The following is a 20,474-nucleotide window of genomic DNA, read 5'->3' on the forward strand; positions in this document are numbered from 1 at the left end:
GACTGCCGCGCCGGTCCCGGTCCGACCGTTGCCGAAGCCCCCGGCGTCCGCGTGACGCCGGGGGCTTCGTCATGCTCGGGCCGGCCGCGACAAGCGGCCGTCCGGGCGGGGGCTCCGATGCCTCACGCCGTCGCCGAGCGGTACTTGCGCACCGCGAGGGTCCGGAAGATGACGACGATCAGGGCCGAGTAGATCAGCGAGGCCAGGACCGGGTGCTGCATGGGCCAGGCGTCCGACGTGGAGAGTCCGGGATTGCCGAAGAGTTCGCGGCTGGCCTGGACCGTGGCACTGAACGGGTTCCATTCGGCGATGTGCCGCAGCCAGGGCGTCATCTGGTTGGTGTCCGCGAACGCGTTCGACACGAAGGTGACCGGGAAGAGCCAGACCAGGCCGCCGGAGGTGGCCGCCTCGGGAGTGCGCACGGAGAGGCCGATCAGGGCGCCGATCCAGGTGAACGCGTATCCCATCAGGAGCAGCAGCCCGAACGCGCCGAGCACCTCGCCGAGGGAGGTGTGGGTGCGCCAGCCCACCAGCAGGGCGACGATCGCGAGCACCAGCAGAGTGAGCGCGGTCTGCACCAGGTCGGCGAGGGTGCGCCCGGTCAGCACGGCGCCGCGCGCCATGGGCAGCGAGCGGAACCGGTCGACCAGTCCCTTGTGCATGTCGTCGGCGATGCCGGCACCCGCGCCGGCCGTGGCGAAGGTGACGGTCTGCGCGAAGATGCCCGCCATCAGGAACTCGCGGTAGACACCGGGATCCGTGCTGCCGCCGATGCTCATGGAGCCGCCGAACACATAGCTGAACAGCACCACGAACATGATCGGCTGGAACAGCCCGAAGATGATCATCTCGGGGATCCGGGACATCCGGATCAGGTTCCGCTGAGCCACGATCAGGGAGTCCCTGACGGACTGGCCGAGCGGGTGCGGGCGCGCGGCCCGCTGCTGGGTGGCGTCGGTGACGGCACTCACTTGACGGACTCCTTCTTGCGCTTGCGGCCCTTGGCGTCGGCGGCCGTCTCGTCGGACTCGCCCTTCTCCTCGTCCTCGACCTCGGCCGCGTGTCCCGTCAGGGACAGGAACACGTCGTCGAGGGTCGGACGGCGCAGGCCGATGTCGTCGATCTCTATGCCGCGGACGTCCAGTTCGCGGATCACCTCGGCGAGCAGCTTGGCGCCACCGGTGACGGGCACGGTCAGCTTGCGGGTGTGCTCCTCGACGGTGGTCTCGCCCTTGCCGAAGCCGGCCAGCACCTCGGCCGCGGTGGCGATGTGCTCGCGCTCGTGCACCACGACCTCGACGCGCTCGCCGCCGGTGCGGGCCTTGAGCTCGTCGGAGGTGCCGCGGGCGATCACACGGCCCTGGTCCACCACCGCGATGTCGTGCGCGAGGTGGTCGGCCTCTTCCAGGTACTGGGTGGTCAGCAGGAGCGTCGTACCGCCGGAGACGAGCTGCTTGATGACCTCCCACAGCTGCTGGCGGTTGCGCGGGTCGAGGCCGGTCGTGGGCTCGTCCATGAACATCACGGGCGGTGAGACCACCAGCGCCGCGGCCAGGTCGAGCCGGCGGCGCATGCCTCCGGAGTAGGTCTTGGCGGGCCGGTCGGCGGCGTCCGCGAGGTTGAACTGGTCGAGCAGCTCGCCCGCGCGGGCCTTCGCGGCCTTGGCGCTCATCTGGTACAGCCGGCCGACCATCTGGAGGTTCTCCCGGCCGGTCAGGTATTCGTCCACGGCCGCGAACTGGCCGGACAGGCCGATGGAGCGCCGCACGTCGTCGGGGTGCGCGAGCACGTCGATTCCCGCGACGACGGCACGGCCGCTGTCGGGGCGCAGCAGGGTCGTCAGACAGCGGACCGTCGTCGTCTTGCCGGCGCCGTTCGGCCCGAGCAGGCCGAGGACGGTGCCCTCGGGGACATCGAGGTCGACGCCGTCCAGTGCCCTTACGTCGCCGAAGGTCTTGACCAGACCTTCGGCGTAGATGGCGCCTGGCATATGAGTCTCCACGTCGGTTGGGGTGCTCCGAGAGCACTGGGGCTGCGGGATTCGTCCCGGCTGATGGGCGGGGCCACGAGACACACCATAACGCGATGTATCGCGTCTCTCAACAACGGTTTCCCGGATGAGTGACGAAGAGTTGGCGATCTTGAGCCGCCTCCGGCCCGACCTCGGCCTTCGCGATCAGCCCGCCGCCCGGCGGCGGCTCAGTCGATGACGGTGTAGCCCGCCTCGCGCAGGGCCTCCCCGACCTCGACGCAGTGCGCCGGGCCCTTCGTCTCCAGGTGCAGCTCGACCTCCGCCTCCGTGAGCCCGAGCCGAGGATCGGTCCGTACATGACTCACATCGAGGACGTTAGCGTCCGCCACTGACAACGCCCCGAGAAGCGTCGCGAGGGCACCCGGCCGGTCCGTCAGCCGCAGCCGCACCGCCAGGTAGCGGCCTTGCGCCGCCATCCCGTGCCGCAGCACGCGCTGCATCAGGACCGGATCCACGTTGCCGCCCGAGAGCACCGCCACGACCGGGCCCTCGAAGGCTCCCGGATCGCTCAGCAGCGCCGCCACCGGACTCGCTCCGGCGGGCTCCACGACCAGCTTCGCCCGCTCGAGGCAGAGCAGCAGCGCGGTGGACAGCTCATCCTCGCTGACCGTCCGGACCTCGTCCACCAGATTTCCGACGAGCGTGAACGGCACGTCGCCGGGCCTGCCGACCCTGATGCCGTCGGCCATCGTCGACGGGTTCTCGATCGACACCGGACGTCCCGCCGCCAGCGACGGCGGGTACGCCGCCGAGCCCGCGGCCTGCACACCGACGATCCGCACCTCGGGCCGCAGGGCCTTGACCGCGACCGCGACACCGGCCGCGAGGCCGCCGCCGCCGATGCCGACGACGATCGTGCGCACCTCGGGGCACTGCTCGAGGATCTCCAGGCCGACGGTCCCCTGACCCGCGATGACGTCGGGATGGTCGAAGGGGTGGATGAACACCGCGCCGGTCTCGGCGGCGTACTCCTGTGCGGCGGCCAGGGTCTCGTCGACCACCTGTCCGTGCAGACGCACCTCCGCGCCGTACTCCCGCGTCGCGCTGATCTTGGGCAGCGGGGCACCCCTCGGCATGAACACCGTGGAACGGACCCCGAGCAGCGAGGACGCCAGGGCGACGCCCTGCGCGTGGTTGCCGGCGCTCGCGGCGACCACGCCGGCGGCGCGCTCCTCGGGCAGCAGACCGGCGATCCGCACGTAGGCGCCGCGCAGCTTGAACGAGCCCGTCCGCTGGAGGTTCTCACACTTGAGAAGGACAGGGGCGTCCACCAGCTGGGTCAGATACCTGCTGCCCTCCATCGCGGTGACACGTGAGACGCCGCTCAGCATCTTCTGCGCACCGCTTACGTCGTCCAAGGTGACCGGGGGCAAGGAGGGGGCCTTGCGGTAGTTCATGACTCAAGTCTCGCAGTTCACACACCGCGAGACGCGTTGTGACCAACGTGCGGAACGGGTTTGCGCAGCGCCCGTACGACCCGCCTCCCGGCCGCGTACCCTGTCCCCCAACCCAGCGCCCAGCATGAAGTGAGCCCCCGGCCATGCCCACAACACCTGAAATGTCGATGGACATGACGACCGTCGGTGAGACCGGCCTTCTCGACACGCTGCAGCACGAGGTGGCCGTGTTCGCCCGACGTGCCGAACAGACCCGGCTCGGTGGGGTCGGGCAGGTCCGCAACTCCATGGACCGCGCCGCGTACCTGCTGCTCAACCGGCTGGACAAGGAGGGGCCGATGGGCGTCAAGGCGCTCGCCGCGAGCATGGGCATCGACTCGTCGACCGTCACCCGGCAGGTGGCCCCGCTCGTCGACACCGGCCTGGTCAAGCGGACCTCGCACCCGGAGGACGGGCGGGCGGTGGTGCTCCAGCTCTCCCCGCGCGGGTCCGCGCGGCTGGAGGAGGTGCGCTCGTCGCGACGTCAGCTGATTGCCGAGCTGACCCAGGAATGGGGGCCGGAGGAGCGCGAGGCGTTCTGCACCCTTCTCACCCGCTTCAACTGCGCCCTCTCGGCCCGCATGGCGGTCCCGGGCGTGTCCGGGACGGAAGCGCCCTCGGCTTCCTGAGGACCGTGCCCGACGGGGAGACCTCCGGGGAGCCGCGCCGCCCGGGAGCCACGGCCCCGCCCGCCGTCCGCACGATCGGCATCCCCCCGTGCGCGGCTCTTGACCCAACGGGCGCGCCTGCCCTCATATGAGACCGGATCCCGCGGTCGTACGCGGGTGCGTGACCGGTACGCCGCGTGCGCCGGCCGCGCCGGTGGGATCGGCCTCCTCAGGGCGGCCTCAGGGGGGAGGCGCGGTGCGAGACCGGCAAGCGTCCCGAAATGCCCGCCGGGCACGGGAGTTCGAGGCGTTCGTCGCGGGCGCGGCGGGGCGGCTGCTGCACACCGCCACACTGCTCACCGCCGAGACCCCGGACGCCAACCCGCGCGCGCGACGTCTGCTCACGCCGGCCCTGGCCCGGACGTACGCCTCCTGGGACCGGCTGCGCGGCGACGACCCGTACGACCTCACGCGCGCGTGTCTGGCCGTCCGCTTCGCGCACCGCGCCTGGCATCAGTACGGCGCCCTCGGCCGGGCACGCCCGCACCCCGGCAGCACACTGGCCGAACTCACGCCGCAGGAACGCCTGGTGCTGGTCCTCAGGCTGTACGAAGGGGTCGCCGAGGAACAGACGGCGGCCCTGCTCGGGATGCCCACGGAACGGGTCCGCGCCCTGTGCGACCGGGCGACGGCGACCCTGCTGCACCCGCCCCGGCCGCCCGCTCCCGCGGTGACCGGCGCCGAGATGGCGGCGTCATGACCGGGTCGTCGCCATGAGCCGGGCCGATCGGGAGGCCGCCGCGCGGCGGATAATGGAGCGTACGCCGCCCCGGGTGCCGCCGGACCTGGGCGCCGACGCCGTACGTCTCGGCGAGCGCCTGCTGCGGCGCCGGACCGTGGCGCTGCGTCTGGCCTGGCTGCTGCTGTTCGCGGTGACCGTGGCCTTCACCGTCTGGGCGCTGACCGAGCGTCCCTGGGTGGAGCCGCCGCCCTCGCGGACGACTCCACCGCTCACCGGCTGGTAGCCGTCAGGACCGGCCGAGCGCCTGCTGGAGGTCCTCCAGCAGGTCCTCGACGTTCTCGATGCCCACGGACAGGCGCACCAGGTCGCCGGGGACCTCCAGGGCCGAGCCGACGACGGAGGCGTGCGTCATCCGGCCGGGGTGCTCGATCAGGGACTCGACGCCGCCCAGCGACTCACCCAGGGTGAAGACCTTGGCACGGTTGCAGACCTCGACGGCCGCCTCCTCACCGCCCTCCACCAGGAAGGAGATCATGCCGCCGAACGACCGCATCTGCTTGGCCGCGATCTCGTGCCCGGGGTGGTCGGGCAGCCCCGGGTAGAGCACGCGCGTCACGCGCGGGTGCCGGGTGAGCATGTCGGCGACCTTGACGGCGTTCTCGCTGTGCCGGTCCATGCGCACCGACAGGGTCTTGGCGCCGCGCAGCACCAGCCAGGAGTCGAAGGGCCCGGCGACGGCGCCCATCGCGTTCTGGTGGAACGCCAGCTCCTCGCCGAGTGCCGCGTCACCGACCACCAGCGCGCCGCCCACGACGTCCGAGTGGCCGCCCATGTACTTGGTCAGCGAGTGCACCACGACGTCCGCGCCGAGCGAGAGGGGCTGCTGGAGGTACGGCGTCGCGAAGGTGTTGTCGACGACGAGGCGGGCGCCCGCGTCCCGGGCGATCTGGGCGACGGCCGCGATGTCGGTGATGCCGAGCAGCGGGTTGGAGGGGGTCTCCACCCAGATGACCTTGGTCTTCGGGGTGAGGGCGGCCCGCACCGAGGCGGGGTCGCTGGTGTCGGCCACCGACCACTCCACGCCCCAGCGGGCGACGACCTTCGCGAACAGCCGGAACGTGCCGCCGTACGCGTCATTGGGGATGACCACGTGGTCCCCCGGGCTCAGCAGCGTACGCAACAAGCAGTCCTCGGCCGCCAGTCCGGACGCGAACGCGAGTCCGCGGCGGCCGCCCTCCAGGGCGGCGAGGTTCTCCTCCAGGGCGGTCCTGGTCGGGTTGGCGCTGCGGCTGTACTCGTAGCCGCCGCGCAGGCCGCCTACCCCGTCCTGTTTGTAGGTGGACACCTGGTAGATCGGCGGGACGACCGCGCCGGTGACGGGGTCGGCCGTGTTGCCCGCGTGGATGGCGAGCGTCTCGAAGTGCTGACTGATGTGCCTGTCGCTCATGGGAACCGAGCGTAAGCGTTCCGGAGGAGGTGCCGCAGGGCACGGCGGTGCGTTTCCGTGCCGTGCGAGTCGTCCGGGGGTGCTCGGCCACCGTTCTCCGCCCCCTCCCGGACGCCTGGGGGCACCGCTCGCCCGGAGTTTTCCACAGGCCGGCGGAGGGGTTCGCCAATTGTCGGCGGCGTCTGGTTCGCTTGAGACATGGAAATTCTCTGGGTCCTGTTCGCCCTGCTCATGATCGGCTTCGTGCTGGGTCCCGTCATGATGCGCAGGCGCAGGGGGATAGAGCTGGTCAAGCCGGGCCACCCGGACGCGGCGGACCCCGCGAACTACGGGTTCGTCCTCCAGGAGGAGCTGGACATCCGTATGCCCGGCCCCGACCAGGACCTGCTGGACGTGTTGGACGTGGTGCAGCGCACACAGGACCACCGGGCCGCCGCGCAGCTCCTCGCGGGTACGGAGACGTCCGGCGAGCGGCGCTGGCAGCGTGTGCAGGCGTTCGCCGGTGCCGCGTCGCTGGAGCTCCAGCAGCGGCCGGGCGGCGTCAGCGACACGCCGGGCGGCCAGTGGCTGCGGGTGTGGCGGGCGGAGGCGCCCAAGGACGCGGGCGGCGCGGCGGTGCACGCCGAGTTCCTGGTCCAGCAGGCGTGGCGGACGGCGACGCCCGGCACGGACGACTTCCGGATCATCATGGAGGAGGCGAAGACGGCATGCGGCGACGCGGCGCTGCTCGCCCCCGCTGACCCGATTCCGTACATCGTCGAGCTGTCGGTGGCCCGGGGCCTCGGCTACCCGCGCGCGGAGTTCGAGCAGCTCTGGCTGAAGATCCTGGACCGCGCGCCGAACCACATGGGCGCGCACCTGGCCGCGCTGCACTACTGGTGCGAGAAGTGGCACGGCTCTCGGGAGCTGGCGACCCAGTTCGCGGAGGCGGCGGCGGCCCGCGCCCCGCAGGGTTCGCTGCTGGCGGCGATGCCGCTGTTCTCGGTGTTCGAGCACCTCCCCGAGGTCAACCTGGTGGCCGGGTTCTACGAGAGCGAGGTCGTGACCAAGGCGATCCACGGCGCCCTCCACACGGTCCACTCGGCCCGCGCCGACGATCCGATGCTGGCGCACGTGCGTCATCTGCTGGTCTTCTTCCTGGTCCGCTCCGAGAGGTGGGCGGAGGCCATGAGCCAGCTGATACACATCGACGGCCACGTGGGGGCCCTGCCGTGGACGCTGTCGTCCGACCCGGCCGCGGAGTTCGCGGTGTACCGGGCGCTGGCGGTGGCGGGCTACGAGGCGAACGGCGGCAGCCCGGCGACGCTGCTGCGCTGAGCGCGGGGCGCGCGGCGCGGGGGCGCGGGGGCTCGCTGAGCGCGGGGCCACCGGGCCACCGGGCCACCGGGCCACCGGGCCACCGGGCCACCGGGCCACCGGGCCACCGGGCCGCAGTAAACCCACCGGCGCAGACGCTCGCCGTGCGCTCACAGCCCGGCGGCGCGCCCCGCCCCCGCGACAGCCAGGGGCAGGGTGCCAACCCACCCTGTCAGTACTCGCCTTGCACGTCAGCCCGCCGGTGGGCGATACTCCGCTTCCCCCCACATCACTGATCACGACGGACCGGAAGCCCGCCTCGGGACCGCCGCGATCCCCGCGTCATCCCAGTGACCGGAGCACCACACTCACCGTCATCCCGTGGGGGGACCCTGCCCGATGGGCGCGACTCTGCGCGCGCTGCGCGCTCTTCTGCTTCTCGCCGGGTTCTACCTGCTCGGCATCCTGCTGCTGGCGGTCCTCGCCGGCGCCGACTACCTGCTCCACCTGCACGCGCCGTCCGCCCTCGCGGCGAAGCTGTACCTCGTCTCCGTGCTCCTGGCGATCCCGCTGGTGCGGGGCCTGCTCATGCTGCGCACGCCGAAGGACGAGGAGACCCACGGCCTGCACGTCACGGAGGCCGACGAACCCGGACTCTGGCGCACCGTGAGGGAACTGGCCGACCAGGTCGGCACCCGCGCCCCCACCCGCATCGTGCTCACCGCCGACGTCAACGCGGCCGTCGCCGAGGACGCCCGGCTGCTCGGCCTGGTGCCCGGACCTCGCCGCCTCCACCTCGGCGTCCCCCTCCTGCAGGGCCTGACCGAGGCGCAGCTCAGGGCAGTCCTCGCCCATGAACTGGGGCACTACTCCCACTCCGACACCCGTCTCGCCGCCCTCACCGTGCGCGGCCGCGCCCAGATCCTGCGCACGATCGGGCACCTCGAGGAGCGCGCCGGGAAGACCGCGGACCGCGAGAGGGCCCGTCAGGAGAAGAAGAACGCCAAAGCGGCGGCCCGGGGCAGGCGGACGACGAAGGTCGACGCCGGACGCGCGGGCATCACGTACCGCACCATGGCGCGGATCTACCTCGCCTACGCCCACCTCTACTTCCGCGCCACCCTGGCCGGCGCCCGCCGTCAGGAATACGCCGCGGACGCCACCGCCGCCCGGATCGCCGGCCGCGACGCCACAGCCTCCGCGCTGCGCGAGATCCCCGTGCTCGACACCGCGTTCGGCTTCTACATGCGCGGCTACGCCACCCTGGGCGCGGAGGCGGAGCTGCTGCCGCCACGTGGCGAGGTGTTCGGCGGCTTCGGCCGGCTGCTCACCGCCCGCCAGCTCGAACTCGCCGGCCTGCGCACCGCCCCGCCGACCGAGCCGGTCTCCCCGTACGACTCGCACCCGCCGATCGCCGACCGGGTCCACCGCGTCGAAGCGCTGCCCTCCGACGACCGCACGGACGAGGGCCGGGGCGCGGCGCTCGGCCTGCTGACCGACGCGGAGCGAACCCTGACCGCACTGGAGGACGCGGTCCTGACGCAGGACGTACGACGCTTCCGCCGCACGGCCGACTGGCAGGAACTGCTCGACGGTTCCATGACCGGACAGCTCGCCGGCCTCAACACCCCGCTGCACCGGGCCCTGGTCCTCTACACCAAGGACCGCCCCACCCTGTCCGCGCTCCTCGACCTCGTCGACGACGGCCGGCTGTGGCAGCTCGCCCGACGCCTGCCGCTGTCCGACGAGGCGGCCAAGGCGAAGGGGCGGGCGTTCCGCGAGTTCGTGCGGCCCACCCTGGCCCAGTCGCTGCGCGACATGGCGCTCGCCGAGTTCAGCGCCCGCGCCCGGGTGCGCTGGGAGTTCTCCTGGGAGGAGCCGGCGACCGCCCGTCTGCTGCCCGCACCAGGCAGGCCACCGCAGGAGACGGACACCACCACGGGCGCCGTCCTCGACGCCGCGGTGGACGCCGTGCTCGCCGACCACCCGGACACCGGCCCGCTGCGGGCCCTGCTGCCCCTGTCCCCCGACGACCCCGTGAACCGAGAAACGGACTCCTCCCGATGACCGTAGTGCTGTGGATCCTGGGCATCCTGGCCGTACCCACACTGATCATCGTCGGATGGCTGGGCACGGTGTTCCTGAAGGAGTTCTTCTCCGGCCCCTCCGACAGCGACGCCGACGAGGCCGGGACCGAGGCGGCCGAGAAGCTCGGTCTGCTGCCCGCCGACCGGCTGAACACCGAACTCGCCGGCCCTCTGCCCACCGGCTGGGACGCGGCGCTGGCCGCCGTGCGGCGCGGGGACTGGAAGTCCGCGGCCGAGCTGATGGACGGCATCGGCCGGGACTGGGAGCGCCGGTCCGCCGCCTCGTATCTGCTGGCCGAGATCGCGGCGGACGACGACGAGTGGCTGCTCGCCTGGGAGGCCGACCGCCGGGACGACGCTGACGCGGCCCTCGTGCGGGCCCGCAGCACGGTGATCCTGGCGTGGAACATACGGGGCGCGAAGCGGGCGCAGTACACGACGCAGGAGCAGTTCGAGGGCTTCCACCGCACCCTGCAGCGGGCCCGCGAGGACATCGCCCGCGCGGCCGACCTCGGCCCCGACGACCCGACGCCCCACATCGCGGAGATCTGGGTCGCGCTCGGCCTCGGCTACCCGCACTCCGAGATGGACAGGCTGTGGGCGGAGATCACCCGGCGCGCCCCGCACCACTACGAGGCGCACTTCTCGGCGCTCCAGTACTGGTGCAAGAAGTGGCGCGGCTCCGAGCAGCTGGCCACCGAGTTCGCCGAGCGTGCGGCGGCGAAGGCACCGCTGGGCGGCCTGCTGACGGTACTGCCGCTGATCGCCCACTTCGAGCACGACGAGTCGAACGACAGCGAGGTCGACCGGACGCCCGAGATGATCGCCCGGGTGGACGCGGGCCTCGCCGACGCCGCCGCGGCCGACCAGGCGCACCTGCGGCTGCCGGAGCTGCGCCACCTGCTGGCGTACTACCTCTCGCTGCAGGACCGCGACGAGATGGCGATCGAGCAGTTCCGGCTGGTGGAGGGGTACGTGAACGCACTGCCGTGGCGCTACCGGGGCGACGGCCCGGTGATGGCGGCGCACTACTGCCGTATCCGGAACACCTCGGCGCTGGCAGTGACCGCGGCCTGACGGACGGTTACGGCCGGACTCCCGGGCCGGAATGCGGGGCGGTGTTCGCGCGTTCAACAAAGCACCGCCCCGCCACACCAAGACGACGGGGCGTGCCCATGTCACCCCGGCAGAAGGAGCCCCCCATGCTGTTCCGCCGTACGCCCAGCCTGCCGACCCCCGAGCAGGCGTTGCAGGGCCGCGCGGAGCCCGCCTTCACCGTCCCCGAGCACCACACCGTCCTCGGCAGCCCGCTGCTCGGCCCCTACCCCGAGGGGCTGGAGACCGCCGACTTCGGTCTCGGCTGCTTCTGGGGCGCCGAGCGCAAGTTCTGGCAGCTTCCCGCGGGAGTCTGGACGACCCTCGTCGGCTACCAGGGCGGCCACACCGAGAACCCCACGTACGAGGAGGTCTGCTCGGGCCTCACCGGCCACACGGAGGCCGTGCGCGTGGTCTACGACCCCGAGGTCATCTCGTACGACCGCCTCCTGAAGACCTTCTGGGAGGCCCACGACCCGACGCAGGGCTTCCGCCAAGGCAACGACGTCGGCACCCAGTACCGCTCGGCGATCTACACCCACACCCCGGAGCAGGCCGCGACGGCGGAGGCGTCCCGGGAGGCGTACCAGAAGGTCCTGACCGGCTCCGGCCACGGCCGCATCACCACGGAGATCCTCCCGGCACAGCCCCGCCGCTTCCACCCCGCCGAGGGCTACCACCAGCAGTACCTGGACAAGAACCCGGCGGGCTACTGCGGCATCGGCGGGACGGGCGTGTCCTGCCCGATCGGCGTCGCCGAAGCGCCTGGGAAGTAGGCGGCTCCTGCTCTCCGCCCCGGCGCACGAGCGGCTGACCCGGCCTGGCAGGCCCACCGGCCTGCCAGGCCGCCGCTTCCCCATGAGCGGAGACAGGCACTCCAGCACCGGAATCCGTCAACTCCGTCGGGTGCGTGCGGCGAAGCGTGGATCATGAGGCCGTGATGAAGTGGACGAGGAAAGCGGGTCCGGTCGCGCCTCGGGAGCCCGAGCCGGAACTCTCCGCGTACCAGCGCGCGATGCGAAGTCGGCTGCTCGCGGCCCCGGTGGTGCCGGCGCCTGAACCCTGGCGGCCCCTTCCGATCGTCCCGGTCGGAGGGCTCCTCGGCATCGGCTTCGCGTCGCACCCCGGCGACGGCCACGAACTGGTGATGGTCGTCTCGCACGACGGTCACGGTCTCTTCGACGCCGTCACCGGGGAGAAGATCGCCCGGGACCGCGACCCCGATCCCGAGGACAGCAGCCCCGACGCGGTTGCCGATCTGTCCTGCCCGGGGCTGGGACCGCTCGCCGGGAGCCGCGTACGCATCGCGGGGCTCTTCGGCGGAGGGCTGCACACCACGACCGCGGACGGCTGGGCCCTGGAGATCGTCGCCCCGGCCTGGCCGAACGACCGTGTCCTGCTGTCCAGTGACGGCGGGTTGCCCCACACCGGTCCGCACGGAGAGCAGTGGTGGCACATCCTCCACTCGAACTACTCCACATTCCGCACGGCAGGCTTCTCGCCTTCCGGACGCACCATCGCCGTGGCGACGAGCAGCGACCTTTCCCTCTGGACACGCGCGGCGGACGAACGCGGCACCGAAGCCTGACCGAGCCGACCGCCCAAGGGTGCGTGAGCGACGCTTGACGTGGGGCATCAAGCCTCGCTCACAGTCATCAAGCCTCGCTCACAGCCCTCTTGCCCGGCCGGGCGCGGGCGCGGGCCCGGACGCGGCGTCGGCGACTCAGCCGCGTTGAGCCCGTGGCGGGGCTATTCGACCTCGATGCCGAAGTCCCGCACCAGTTCCTCCAGACCGCCTGTGTAGCCCTTGCCGCCCAGCACGAAGTCCCAGTCCCCGTTCGGCCTCCGGCGGAAGGATCCGAGGACCAGCGCCGTCTCGCCCGGCCGGCCGTCCGAGACGTCGAGTTCTCCGAGTTCAGTCATTCCTGGGTCGAGCAGGCGGATGCGGGCGTCCGTGAACTCGGAGAGATCGGCGTCCGGATCGATCTCCGGGTCGATGGCCGCCACGAGCACGAACCGGTCGGCCGCGTCGGGAAGCCCGTCGAACGAGACACAGATCGCGGCCTTGTCGGGAGCACTCGCGGGCAGGGTACGCACCGAGCCGTCCGGCACCTGTGGGTTGTTGAAGAAGACGAAGTGATCGTCACTGAGGATCTGGTTCCCACGGCATACGAGAGCGCACACGTCCAAGGCGACGCTTCCGGTCCACGACATGCCCAAGACGTTGTAGTCGTCGGGCAGCGGATTGTTCGGCACCTCAGGCGTCCGCTGACCCGGTGTCCGCCGAGCGCCGTCGCCGAGTCGCCCGCTCAGTCCATGGCGATGCAGCAGATCGACGAGTTCGGGGCCTGAGATGAGTTCCAGCGGCTTGCCGTTGGCGAAGGTGTGCGAGCCGGGGCCGAATCCTGAAGTCGTGACCAGAACGCCCTTGTTGGCACCGGCGTCCTGCACGGTTCCGTACAGGTCGCGGACGGCGGTGGGCGGCACCGTGTTGCGATATCGCTTCACCTGCACGACGATCTTTCCGCCGCGGATCGGTGTCGGATCCAGCGCGTCGACGTCCACGCCACCGTCGTGGGAGCGCTGGGTGGTCACCGCCTGCATTCCCATGGCCCTGAACAGTTCGGCGACGAGATTCTCGAAGGCGATCGGGTCCATGGCGAGAAGGTCCGGCTCCTCGCCGGTGCCGTGGGAGACGACGGTGTTCCCGACGTCCACGGGCCTCCTGCCCGGCCTCACCGCGGTGAGCTGGTCCGGTCGGGCCGAGAGCTGTCCGTGAAGCGCGTCCGCCAGGCAGCTCCCGGCGTCCACCTGTGCCAGGTGCAACTCGCGGAACAGGGATCGCGAAGCCATCACGGTCGCGACGACGATGTGGCCCGGTTGGCCCGTCGTCGGGTCATGCCCATCGACGAAACCGTTCAAGGCCACCGACTCGAGCGCCCCCGACTCGTCCGCCGCGAACAGCTCGTGCAGGACCAGGAGCACGCACTGGGCCAGAACCTCCCGGTACAGAGCGCGGCGCTGGCCCACCGGGCGAGGGGTCTCCTTGTCCTGGTCCACGCCGGACATGTACCGGACAGATTTCACTTCCGGCACGACGTCGTAGGCGGGCAGTGCCCAATCCAGCACCAACTGCTTGGCCGCGGAGTCGTAGGCGGCCGCCACCTGGCGCGGGAACCCCTCCGGCCACGACGTCGAGGCGTAGAGAGCGGCCGAGAAGTACTCGATCACAGCGTCGGGTTCCTGACGCCTCACTCCTTCGGTCACGGCGGCCACGCCGGCGTTGTGCCGCCGTACATCGGCCAATTGGGCATCGGCCCACTGCTGATACTGCCGTTGGTACGAGGCCAGTTCCTGCTGTCTGCGGGCCTCCGCTGCTTGAGCAGCCTGCCAGTCCCGCTCGAAGCGCGCTCTTGCTTCCGCCTGGGCCTGGGCCCGGCGGCTCGCGGTCCAGCCGCCCTGGGTCTGGTAGCCGCTGAAATCCGGCATCGGTACCGGCCGCGCCAAGGGGCCCGGGGCAAAGGGCTGAACCTCCTCGGTCCGCATGAGGGTGGCCGCCCTGAAAGCCGGGGCCCGGCATCCCGAGGCCAGCAGCCCTTGCAGCGATGCGACCTGCGCGTCCAGTTCCTCCGTGCGCCGCAGGGCCTCCGCCTGCCGGTACTCGCGGTGGCTCTGAGCAGCTCGGCGCTGGTAGGCCCGCGCTTGCTGTTCCTGCTGTCTCTGCCGCCTGGCTTCGGCTTGCATCTGTCGTTGCTGTTGCCGTTGCGCCTCGGCCCAGACGCCGACAAGACCAGTAGACCTGCGACTCATGTGCTGCATGCCCTCCCCAAGGCACCGGCTGTCCCCACAACCAGTTGTAACCAGACGACTCTAGTCAGCAATCGCCGTCTCGCACATCCACTCGTTGAAGAAAATACGATCCGTCCGTCCTCGCAGGTCAACGTGGCTCGACGGCAGGCGCGGCCGCGTAGTTGAGCAGGTCACGAGTGGTCGCGCTCCTCGGCAACCGTCTCGCGGTGCATCACATGGACGACGTCATCGGCCCGCCGGTGGGCCACGGAGGTTCCCGTAGCCGGCGTCACAGACATCCCGCGTCACAGCCATCCGGCAACGCAGACTCGGCGATGCGCTCTCCGGCACCGATCACGGCGGCCGGAGCGGTGCACCTCACTCGAATTCGCCGCTCCCCGCGACGCTCCTGCCCACGCGCAGTCACACGGCACACTCCCTGGCGCATAAGCACATAAAAGGTACCCATTGTTCGGCGTGAAGGCCCCTCGGTGTCATCGAATGGCCAATGCCCGATTACGCCAGCGTCAATCGTTGACCTGCCATGACCTGGTGTTTCATGATCGCGCGCCATGAGATCCATACGAGTTTCCTCATCGGCCAGGGGCAAACCCCGCTGGTCGATGCGCGCGACCGTGGCCGCGGCTTCCGTGGCCCTGCTCGCAACTGCCGTGCCTGCCACCGCGTACGGCACGGAGTCGGCGTCGGCGGACTCCGGAAAGGCCGGCACTCCGGGCGGTCACACGGTCACCAAGAAGTGGACCGTGACCCTGGTGACCGGAGACGTGGTGAAGGTCGAGCGGTTCGCCGACGGCCGCCAGGCCGCGACCGTCAAGCCGGCCGCCGGTCACACCGGAGACGCGTTCAGCACCCGTGAAGTCGACGGCGAGTTGCTCGTCATGCCGGAATCGGCACTGCCCTACGTGGCCTCGGGTCAGCTGGACCGCGGCCTCTTCAACGTGACGGCGCTCATCGAGCAGGGCTACGACGACGCCCACAGCGCCCAGTTGCCGCTGATCGTCTCCTACGCGGACGCCGTCGGCTCGCTGAGGGCGCAGGAGGCGCCGGCCGGCACCCGCCGTACGGCCGTGCTGAACAGCGTGCACGGTGCCTCGCTGACTGCCCGCAAGACCGAGCTGCCGGACTTCTGGAAGGCCGCCACCGCACCGTCGGAGAAGGGCCGGGCGGGCACCCCGCGGCTGGCCGGCAACATCGACAAGGTGTGGCTGGACGGCAAGGTCGAGGCCAGCCTGGACCGCAGTGTGGCGCAGATCGGCGCACCGGAGGTCTGGAAGTCCGGCTACACCGGCAAGGGCGTCAAGGTCGCGGTGCTCGACACCGGCGTGGACGCCGGCCACCCCGATCTGAGCGGCAAGATCACCGGGGACCGGAACTTCACCGCCGACGAGAGCTCCGCCGACGGACACGGCCACGGCACGCATGTCGCCTCCACCATCGCGGGCAGCGGAGCCGGCTCCGGCGGCGGCCACAAGGGTGTCGCGCCCGATGCCGAACTGCTCATCGGCAAGGTCCTCGACCACGAGGGATCCGGCCAGAGCTCCTGGGTCCTGGCCGGCATGGAGTGGGCCGCCCGGTCCGGCGCCGACATCGTCAACATGAGCCTGGGCGGTCCGCCCGAGGCGGACGACCCGCTGGCCGCCGCCCTCGACCAGCTGACCGAGGAGACCGGAACCCTCTTCGTCGTCGCCGCCGGCAACTCGGGTCCCGGGGACGGGACCGTGGGTTCGCCCGGCATCGCCGACCGGGCGCTGACCGTCGGCGCGGTGGACCGCGAGGACGCCCTCGCGTCGTTCTCCAGCCGTGGTCCCGTGGGGGACGCCTACAGCGTGAAGCCCGAGATCACCGCACCGGGTGTGGGCATCGTGGCGGCCCGCGCCCAGGGCACGTCCATGGGCAGCCCCGTGGGCGACCTCTACACCGCCGCCTCCGGGACCTCCATGGCCACGCCCCACGTCGCGGGCGCCGCCGCGCTGCTGGCACAGCAGCACCCGGACTGGACTCCCGGCCGGATCAAGGACGCGCTCGTCAGCACCGCCACGTCCGTCCAGGGCACGTCGGTCGACGCCCAGGGCAGCGGCCGGATCGACGTGGCCCGAGCCTCGGCCCTTTCCGTCCACGCCACCGGCCTGCTCAACCTCGGTGTCACCGACCCCGACGAGGGTTCGGTGAACAAGACGGTGACGTACACCAACGACTCCGACACCGACGTACGGCTGTCGCTGTCGCTGGACGTCAGGAACGCCGAGGGCGGCGCCGCGCCCGCCGGGTTCATCACCGTCGGCTCGCCGTCGGTCACCGTCGCCCCCGGTGGGACGGCCACCGTTCCCGTCGTCGCCGACGCCTCCGCCGCCCCGGTCGGCCGGTACACCGGCAGCCTCACCGCCACCTCGGCCGACGGTGCGGTGAAGGTCGTCACCACCGTGGCCCTGACGGTCCAGGCCGAGGCGGTCGAGGTCACGCTCACGGGCCTCGACCGCTTCGGCAAGGGGCCGTACCCGGTCACGTGGTTCATGTTCTACGGCAACGATCCCCGATGGGACACCTCCGGGTTCTACCACCCCAACTACCACGGCTCGAGCGTCACGGTCCGGCTTCCCAAGGACACGTACTTCTTCGAGGCGATGGTCGAGAGCCGCAACAGCGCCGGTGAGGACGAACACAACCTTGTCGTCACCACTGAGCTGAAGGTCGACGACGACCTCTCCCTGACGGTGGACCCGCGCAAGGCCGTCAAGGTCGACATCCGCACCCCGAAGCCGGCCGAGCCCCAGGGCACGGTGCACTACGGTCTCCACCGCACCTTCGGCGGCAGGGACATCTCCACCCTCGCGATCACGCCCAGCACCGTCAAGACGCTGTACGTCACGCCGACGGACAAGCCCGCCAAGGGCTCCTTCGAGGCGTACTCCCGCTGGCAGCTGGTTCCTCCGCGGCTCAACGTCACGGTCGAGGGCCGGGACGCGCCGAAGATCTACGCCACGCCCCTGTGGAACTCCCCTCTGAAGGACATCACCCGGCGCTACCCGCTCGTCTATGTGGGAGGCGCCACGCCGGAGGAACTGGCCGGCAAGGACCTGCGCGGCAAGATCGCGCTGATCGACGGGGGCGAGTCTCTCGACGAGAACACCGTCGTGCCCCGGGTCAGCGAGGCCGGAGCGGTGGGTGCCCTGACAGGCCACCCCTGGCCCGGAATGGCGGCCTGGCAGCCCTGGACCCCTCAGGGCGACCGGCTTCCGATCATGGCCGCGCGCATCAGCCAGGACCACCTCAAGGCGCTGGTCAAGCTGCTGTCCCGGAGTGACGCGCGGATCGAGTGGTCCATGGTCACCGCGACCCCGTACCAGTACGACCTGACGCTGGTCCAGCGCGACCGGGTGCCCGCGAAGCTGCGGTACGACGTCGACCGGCTTCCGGCCGAGACCATCACGAGCCGCTACCACCGACCGGGCTCGAACGAGTGGATCGCGGAGCAGCGCTTCGCCTGGCGTCCGTGGCAGTCGACCGCCGTCCTGGTGGAGGGCACATCGTGGGTGAAGGTGCCGTCCGTGCGGGTCGAGACCGTCACCGCCGATGACACCTTGTGGCTGCACCGCGTCGACCACACGATCCCCTGGATCATCGGGGCGCCGGTCGAGTACGGCATGACGGCCGGGTTCGAGCGGTACACGCCCGGAAAGAAGCGGACCGAGAACTGGTTCCGTTCCGTGGTCCGGCCGGCCGCGCCCAAGGGCGTCGCGGGCTTCTCCTCGGTCCGCCAGGGCGACACCCTCTCCCTGCGGATCCCGGAGTACGCCGACAGTGAGGGCGGTCACTACGCCTTCGCCCAGCGCGGGGACACGGTGAGCACCCACCTGTACCGCGACGGGGAACTGGTCGCCGAGCGGACCAACCCGTGGGGCGACGTCCCCGTGACGGGCGGCAAGGGCGACTACCGGCTCCAGGTGCGGACCAGCCGCCCCGCGACCCCGGAGTGGCAGATCTCCACCTCGACGGACACCAGTTGGCGGTTCTCCTCGGGGACCACTCAAAAGAGCGCTCTGCTGCCGCTGATCCAGCTGGACTACGGGGTACCGGTCGACGGCGCCAACCAGGTCCATGCCTGGTCCCCGACGGTCGTCTCCCTCAAGGCCCGCCACCAGGACGGCCTGAAGGGCCCGGAGATCAACCGGATGCAGGCCTGGGTCTCCTACGACGACGGTGCCCACTGGACGAAGGTCAAGTGGTTGTCGCACGGGGGCAAGGGCTCCTGGAAGGCGCTGATCGACCCCAAGGCCGCCGCCAAGGGCACCGGGTACGTCTCCCTGCGTGCCCAGGCCCAGGACGCCGCGGGGAACCTGGTGGACCAGACGGTCATCCGCGCGTACGGAGTGCGCACCAAGTAGCGTTCGGCACCTGATCCGTGCGGCCGGTGGCGTCTCGCCGCCGGCCGCACGGCGTGCGGGCCCGGCATGGGCGATCGTGCGCACGCGCGACCATACGGTCTCCCGCCTTGGTCTGATCCCGAGCGCCAACCGGCCCGGGGCGAGGCCGTGTTGATCGTCAGATTGTTGTCGTGCTGCGTACACCCCCGCGCAACGCTCCCCGGTCCCCGTTCAGCCGCTGGGGATGAACCTCCGGCTGCGAGGAACTCGACCCGCCCCTGTCACCGCACCACCCCACCCCCCGTCACCGCGTGCCAGTCGAGCCGGTGGCCCTCCGGGGCCTCGACGGACAGGACACGGTCGCGCAGGACGGGGAGCTCCGCGCGGATGCGGGCGACCTCGGCCAGGTCGCAGTCGACGGTCAGCGTCTCCGCGTCGGCGCCGGCCTCGCCGAGGACCGTTCCCCACGGGTCGACGACGACGCTGTGCCCGGCCTGCCGCATGCCGCCGTGCGTGCCCGTGGCGCAGCAGGCGAGCAGGAAGACCTGCTCCTCCAGGGCCCGCGTGCGGGTGAGGAGCCGCCAGTGCGCGAGCCGTGTCGCGGGCCATGCGGCGGGCACCACGATCAGCTCCGCGCCCGCGTCGAGCAGGCCCCGGAAGAGTTCGGGGAAGCGCAGGTCGTAGCAGACGGCGAGCCCGACGACCCCGAGGTCGGTGGGCACGGTGACGATGTCGTGGCCGCCTCCCATCAGGGTGGCCTCGCCGGTGTCGAAGCCGTACCGGTGGATCTTGCGGTAGTGGCCGCGCAGGTCACCGGCGGGGTCGAAGAGGAGCGCGGTGTTGTACAGCGTCCCGTCCCGGTCCCGCTCGACGAGCGACCCGGCGTGCAGCCACACCCCGGCCCGGCGGGCGGCGTCGGACATGGCCTCGGCCGTGGGGCCGTCGAGCGCTTCGGCGTCGCGGTCCCAGCCGTCGTAGGACCAGGCGCCGGCCGCCCACAGCTCCGGCAGGACCACGAGGTCGTCTCCCGCCCTGCTGCGGACCAGCGAAGCCGCTCTGCGACGGCGCTCGTCGGCCGAGTCCGACGCGTCCACGGAGAGCTGTATCAGCGAGGCACGCATGGCAGTCACTTCCTGACACGTAGACAGGGGGCCTCCGTTTCCATGGTGGCCCCGCCCCGCCGTGTCGGCAGGTTGCCGGAGGGGACGGGGGGCTCGGCCTGAGGGGACGGGGGCCCGGCCGGAGGGAACGGGGGCGGGTCGGAGGGAACGGGGGCGGGTCGGAGGGAACGGGGGCGGGCCGGAGGGATCGGAGACCTCGCCCAGCACGCAGCACGCAGCACGCGGCACGCAGCACGAAGACCGCCCCGAGGCACGGACGCCGTCGGGCCTACCCGCCACCGCCGTGCCCTTGGCTGCCGGTCCCGTGCCGCGACCGTGTGCCGCCCCGGCGGTGCGGTGGGTCGGGATGCTCCCCTACGATCACCTGGCCTGCGCCGGCCGCCACCTCGGGGGCCCGCACCGGCCGCCCGGGAGACCCGGCGGGCCGGCTGACGGGACG

At 71.6% G+C, this 20,474-nt stretch carries 15 protein-coding genes; 9 read left to right on the forward strand and 6 right to left on the reverse strand.

Annotated elements, in window-relative coordinates:
- Positions 1 to 122 precede the first annotated feature (122 nt).
- From ACWCPM_RS24680 to ilvA, 3 genes are all read right to left on the reverse strand, one after another.
- Positions 123 to 971: an ABC transporter permease gene (locus tag ACWCPM_RS24680; RefSeq protein ID WP_450978426.1), complete on the reverse strand. Its 849-nt coding sequence runs from the start codon at positions 969 to 971 to the stop codon at positions 123 to 125.
- On the reverse strand, positions 968 to 1,990 hold the full coding sequence (locus tag ACWCPM_RS24685) for an ATP-binding cassette domain-containing protein (RefSeq protein ID WP_450978427.1): 1,023 nt from the start codon (positions 1,988 to 1,990) through the stop codon (positions 968 to 970). The genes ACWCPM_RS24680 and ACWCPM_RS24685 overlap by 4 nt, the downstream gene beginning before the upstream one ends.
- Before the next feature lie 209 nt (positions 1,991 to 2,199).
- Entirely contained in the window at positions 2,200 to 3,429 is a 1,230-nt protein-coding gene (gene ilvA, locus ACWCPM_RS24690; protein WP_450978428.1) for a threonine ammonia-lyase, read from the reverse strand.
- A gap of 161 nt (positions 3,430 to 3,590) precedes the next feature.
- On the opposite strand from ilvA, the gene ACWCPM_RS24695 reads away from it, so the two are divergent.
- From ACWCPM_RS24695 to ACWCPM_RS24705, 3 genes are all read left to right on the forward strand, one after another.
- Positions 3,591 to 4,097 carry a MarR family winged helix-turn-helix transcriptional regulator gene (locus ACWCPM_RS24695; RefSeq protein ID WP_450978464.1) on the forward strand — a complete coding sequence of 169 codons (507 nt, stop codon included), beginning with the start codon at positions 3,591 to 3,593 and terminating at the stop codon, positions 4,095 to 4,097.
- Positions 4,098 to 4,332: 235 nt separating this feature from the next.
- On the forward strand, positions 4,333 to 4,836 hold the full coding sequence (locus ACWCPM_RS24700) for a sigma factor-like helix-turn-helix DNA-binding protein (RefSeq protein WP_450978429.1): 504 nt from the start codon (positions 4,333 to 4,335) through the stop codon (positions 4,834 to 4,836).
- Positions 4,837 to 4,849: 13 nt separating this feature from the next.
- Positions 4,850 to 5,101: a hypothetical protein gene (locus ACWCPM_RS24705; RefSeq protein ID WP_450978430.1), complete on the forward strand. Its 252-nt coding sequence runs from the start codon at positions 4,850 to 4,852 to the stop codon at positions 5,099 to 5,101.
- Positions 5,102 to 5,104: 3 nt separating this feature from the next.
- Here the strand turns inward: ACWCPM_RS24705 and ACWCPM_RS24710 are convergent, their stop codons facing one another.
- A complete protein-coding gene (locus ACWCPM_RS24710; protein WP_450978431.1) occupies positions 5,105 to 6,265 on the reverse strand; it encodes a cystathionine gamma-synthase in 1,161 nt (386 codons plus the stop codon).
- A 198-nt stretch (positions 6,266 to 6,463) separates the two neighbouring features.
- Between ACWCPM_RS24710 and ACWCPM_RS24715 the strand changes: the two genes are divergently transcribed.
- From ACWCPM_RS24715 to ACWCPM_RS24735, 5 genes are all read left to right on the forward strand, one after another.
- Positions 6,464 to 7,582, forward strand: coding sequence for a hypothetical protein (locus tag ACWCPM_RS24715; RefSeq protein ID WP_450978432.1), 1,119 nt, complete (start codon positions 6,464 to 6,466; stop codon positions 7,580 to 7,582).
- 378 nt (positions 7,583 to 7,960) lie between these two features.
- Positions 7,961 to 9,628 (forward strand): M48 family metallopeptidase, encoded by a 1,668-nt coding sequence (locus tag ACWCPM_RS24720; protein ID WP_450978433.1) that lies wholly within the window; start codon positions 7,961 to 7,963, stop codon positions 9,626 to 9,628.
- Entirely contained in the window at positions 9,625 to 10,725 is a 1,101-nt protein-coding gene (locus tag ACWCPM_RS24725; RefSeq protein ID WP_450978434.1) for a hypothetical protein, read from the forward strand. Before ACWCPM_RS24720 ends, ACWCPM_RS24725 begins: the two co-directional genes overlap by 4 nt.
- 125 nt (positions 10,726 to 10,850) lie before the next feature.
- On the forward strand, positions 10,851 to 11,519 hold the full coding sequence (msrA, locus tag ACWCPM_RS24730) for a peptide-methionine (S)-S-oxide reductase MsrA (RefSeq protein ID WP_450978435.1): 669 nt from the start codon (positions 10,851 to 10,853) through the stop codon (positions 11,517 to 11,519).
- Between the two features lie 164 nt (positions 11,520 to 11,683).
- Positions 11,684 to 12,331: a hypothetical protein gene (locus tag ACWCPM_RS24735; RefSeq protein ID WP_450978436.1), complete on the forward strand. Its 648-nt coding sequence runs from the start codon at positions 11,684 to 11,686 to the stop codon at positions 12,329 to 12,331.
- Between the two features lie 161 nt (positions 12,332 to 12,492).
- Here the strand turns inward: ACWCPM_RS24735 and ACWCPM_RS24740 are convergent, their stop codons facing one another.
- Positions 12,493 to 14,553, reverse strand: coding sequence for a restriction endonuclease (locus tag ACWCPM_RS24740; protein WP_450978437.1), 2,061 nt, complete (start codon positions 14,551 to 14,553; stop codon positions 12,493 to 12,495).
- Between the two features lie 551 nt (positions 14,554 to 15,104).
- Between ACWCPM_RS24740 and ACWCPM_RS24745 the strand changes: the two genes are divergently transcribed.
- Entirely contained in the window at positions 15,105 to 18,935 is a 3,831-nt protein-coding gene (locus ACWCPM_RS24745; RefSeq protein WP_450978438.1) for a S8 family serine peptidase, read from the forward strand.
- Between the two features lie 260 nt (positions 18,936 to 19,195).
- On the opposite strand, the gene ACWCPM_RS24750 is transcribed toward ACWCPM_RS24745, so the two are convergent.
- A complete protein-coding gene (locus tag ACWCPM_RS24750; protein ID WP_450978439.1) occupies positions 19,196 to 20,035 on the reverse strand; it encodes a carbon-nitrogen family hydrolase in 840 nt (279 codons plus the stop codon).
- Positions 20,036 to 20,474 lie beyond the last annotated feature (439 nt).

The organism is Streptomyces sp. NPDC002309 (assembly GCF_053593375.1).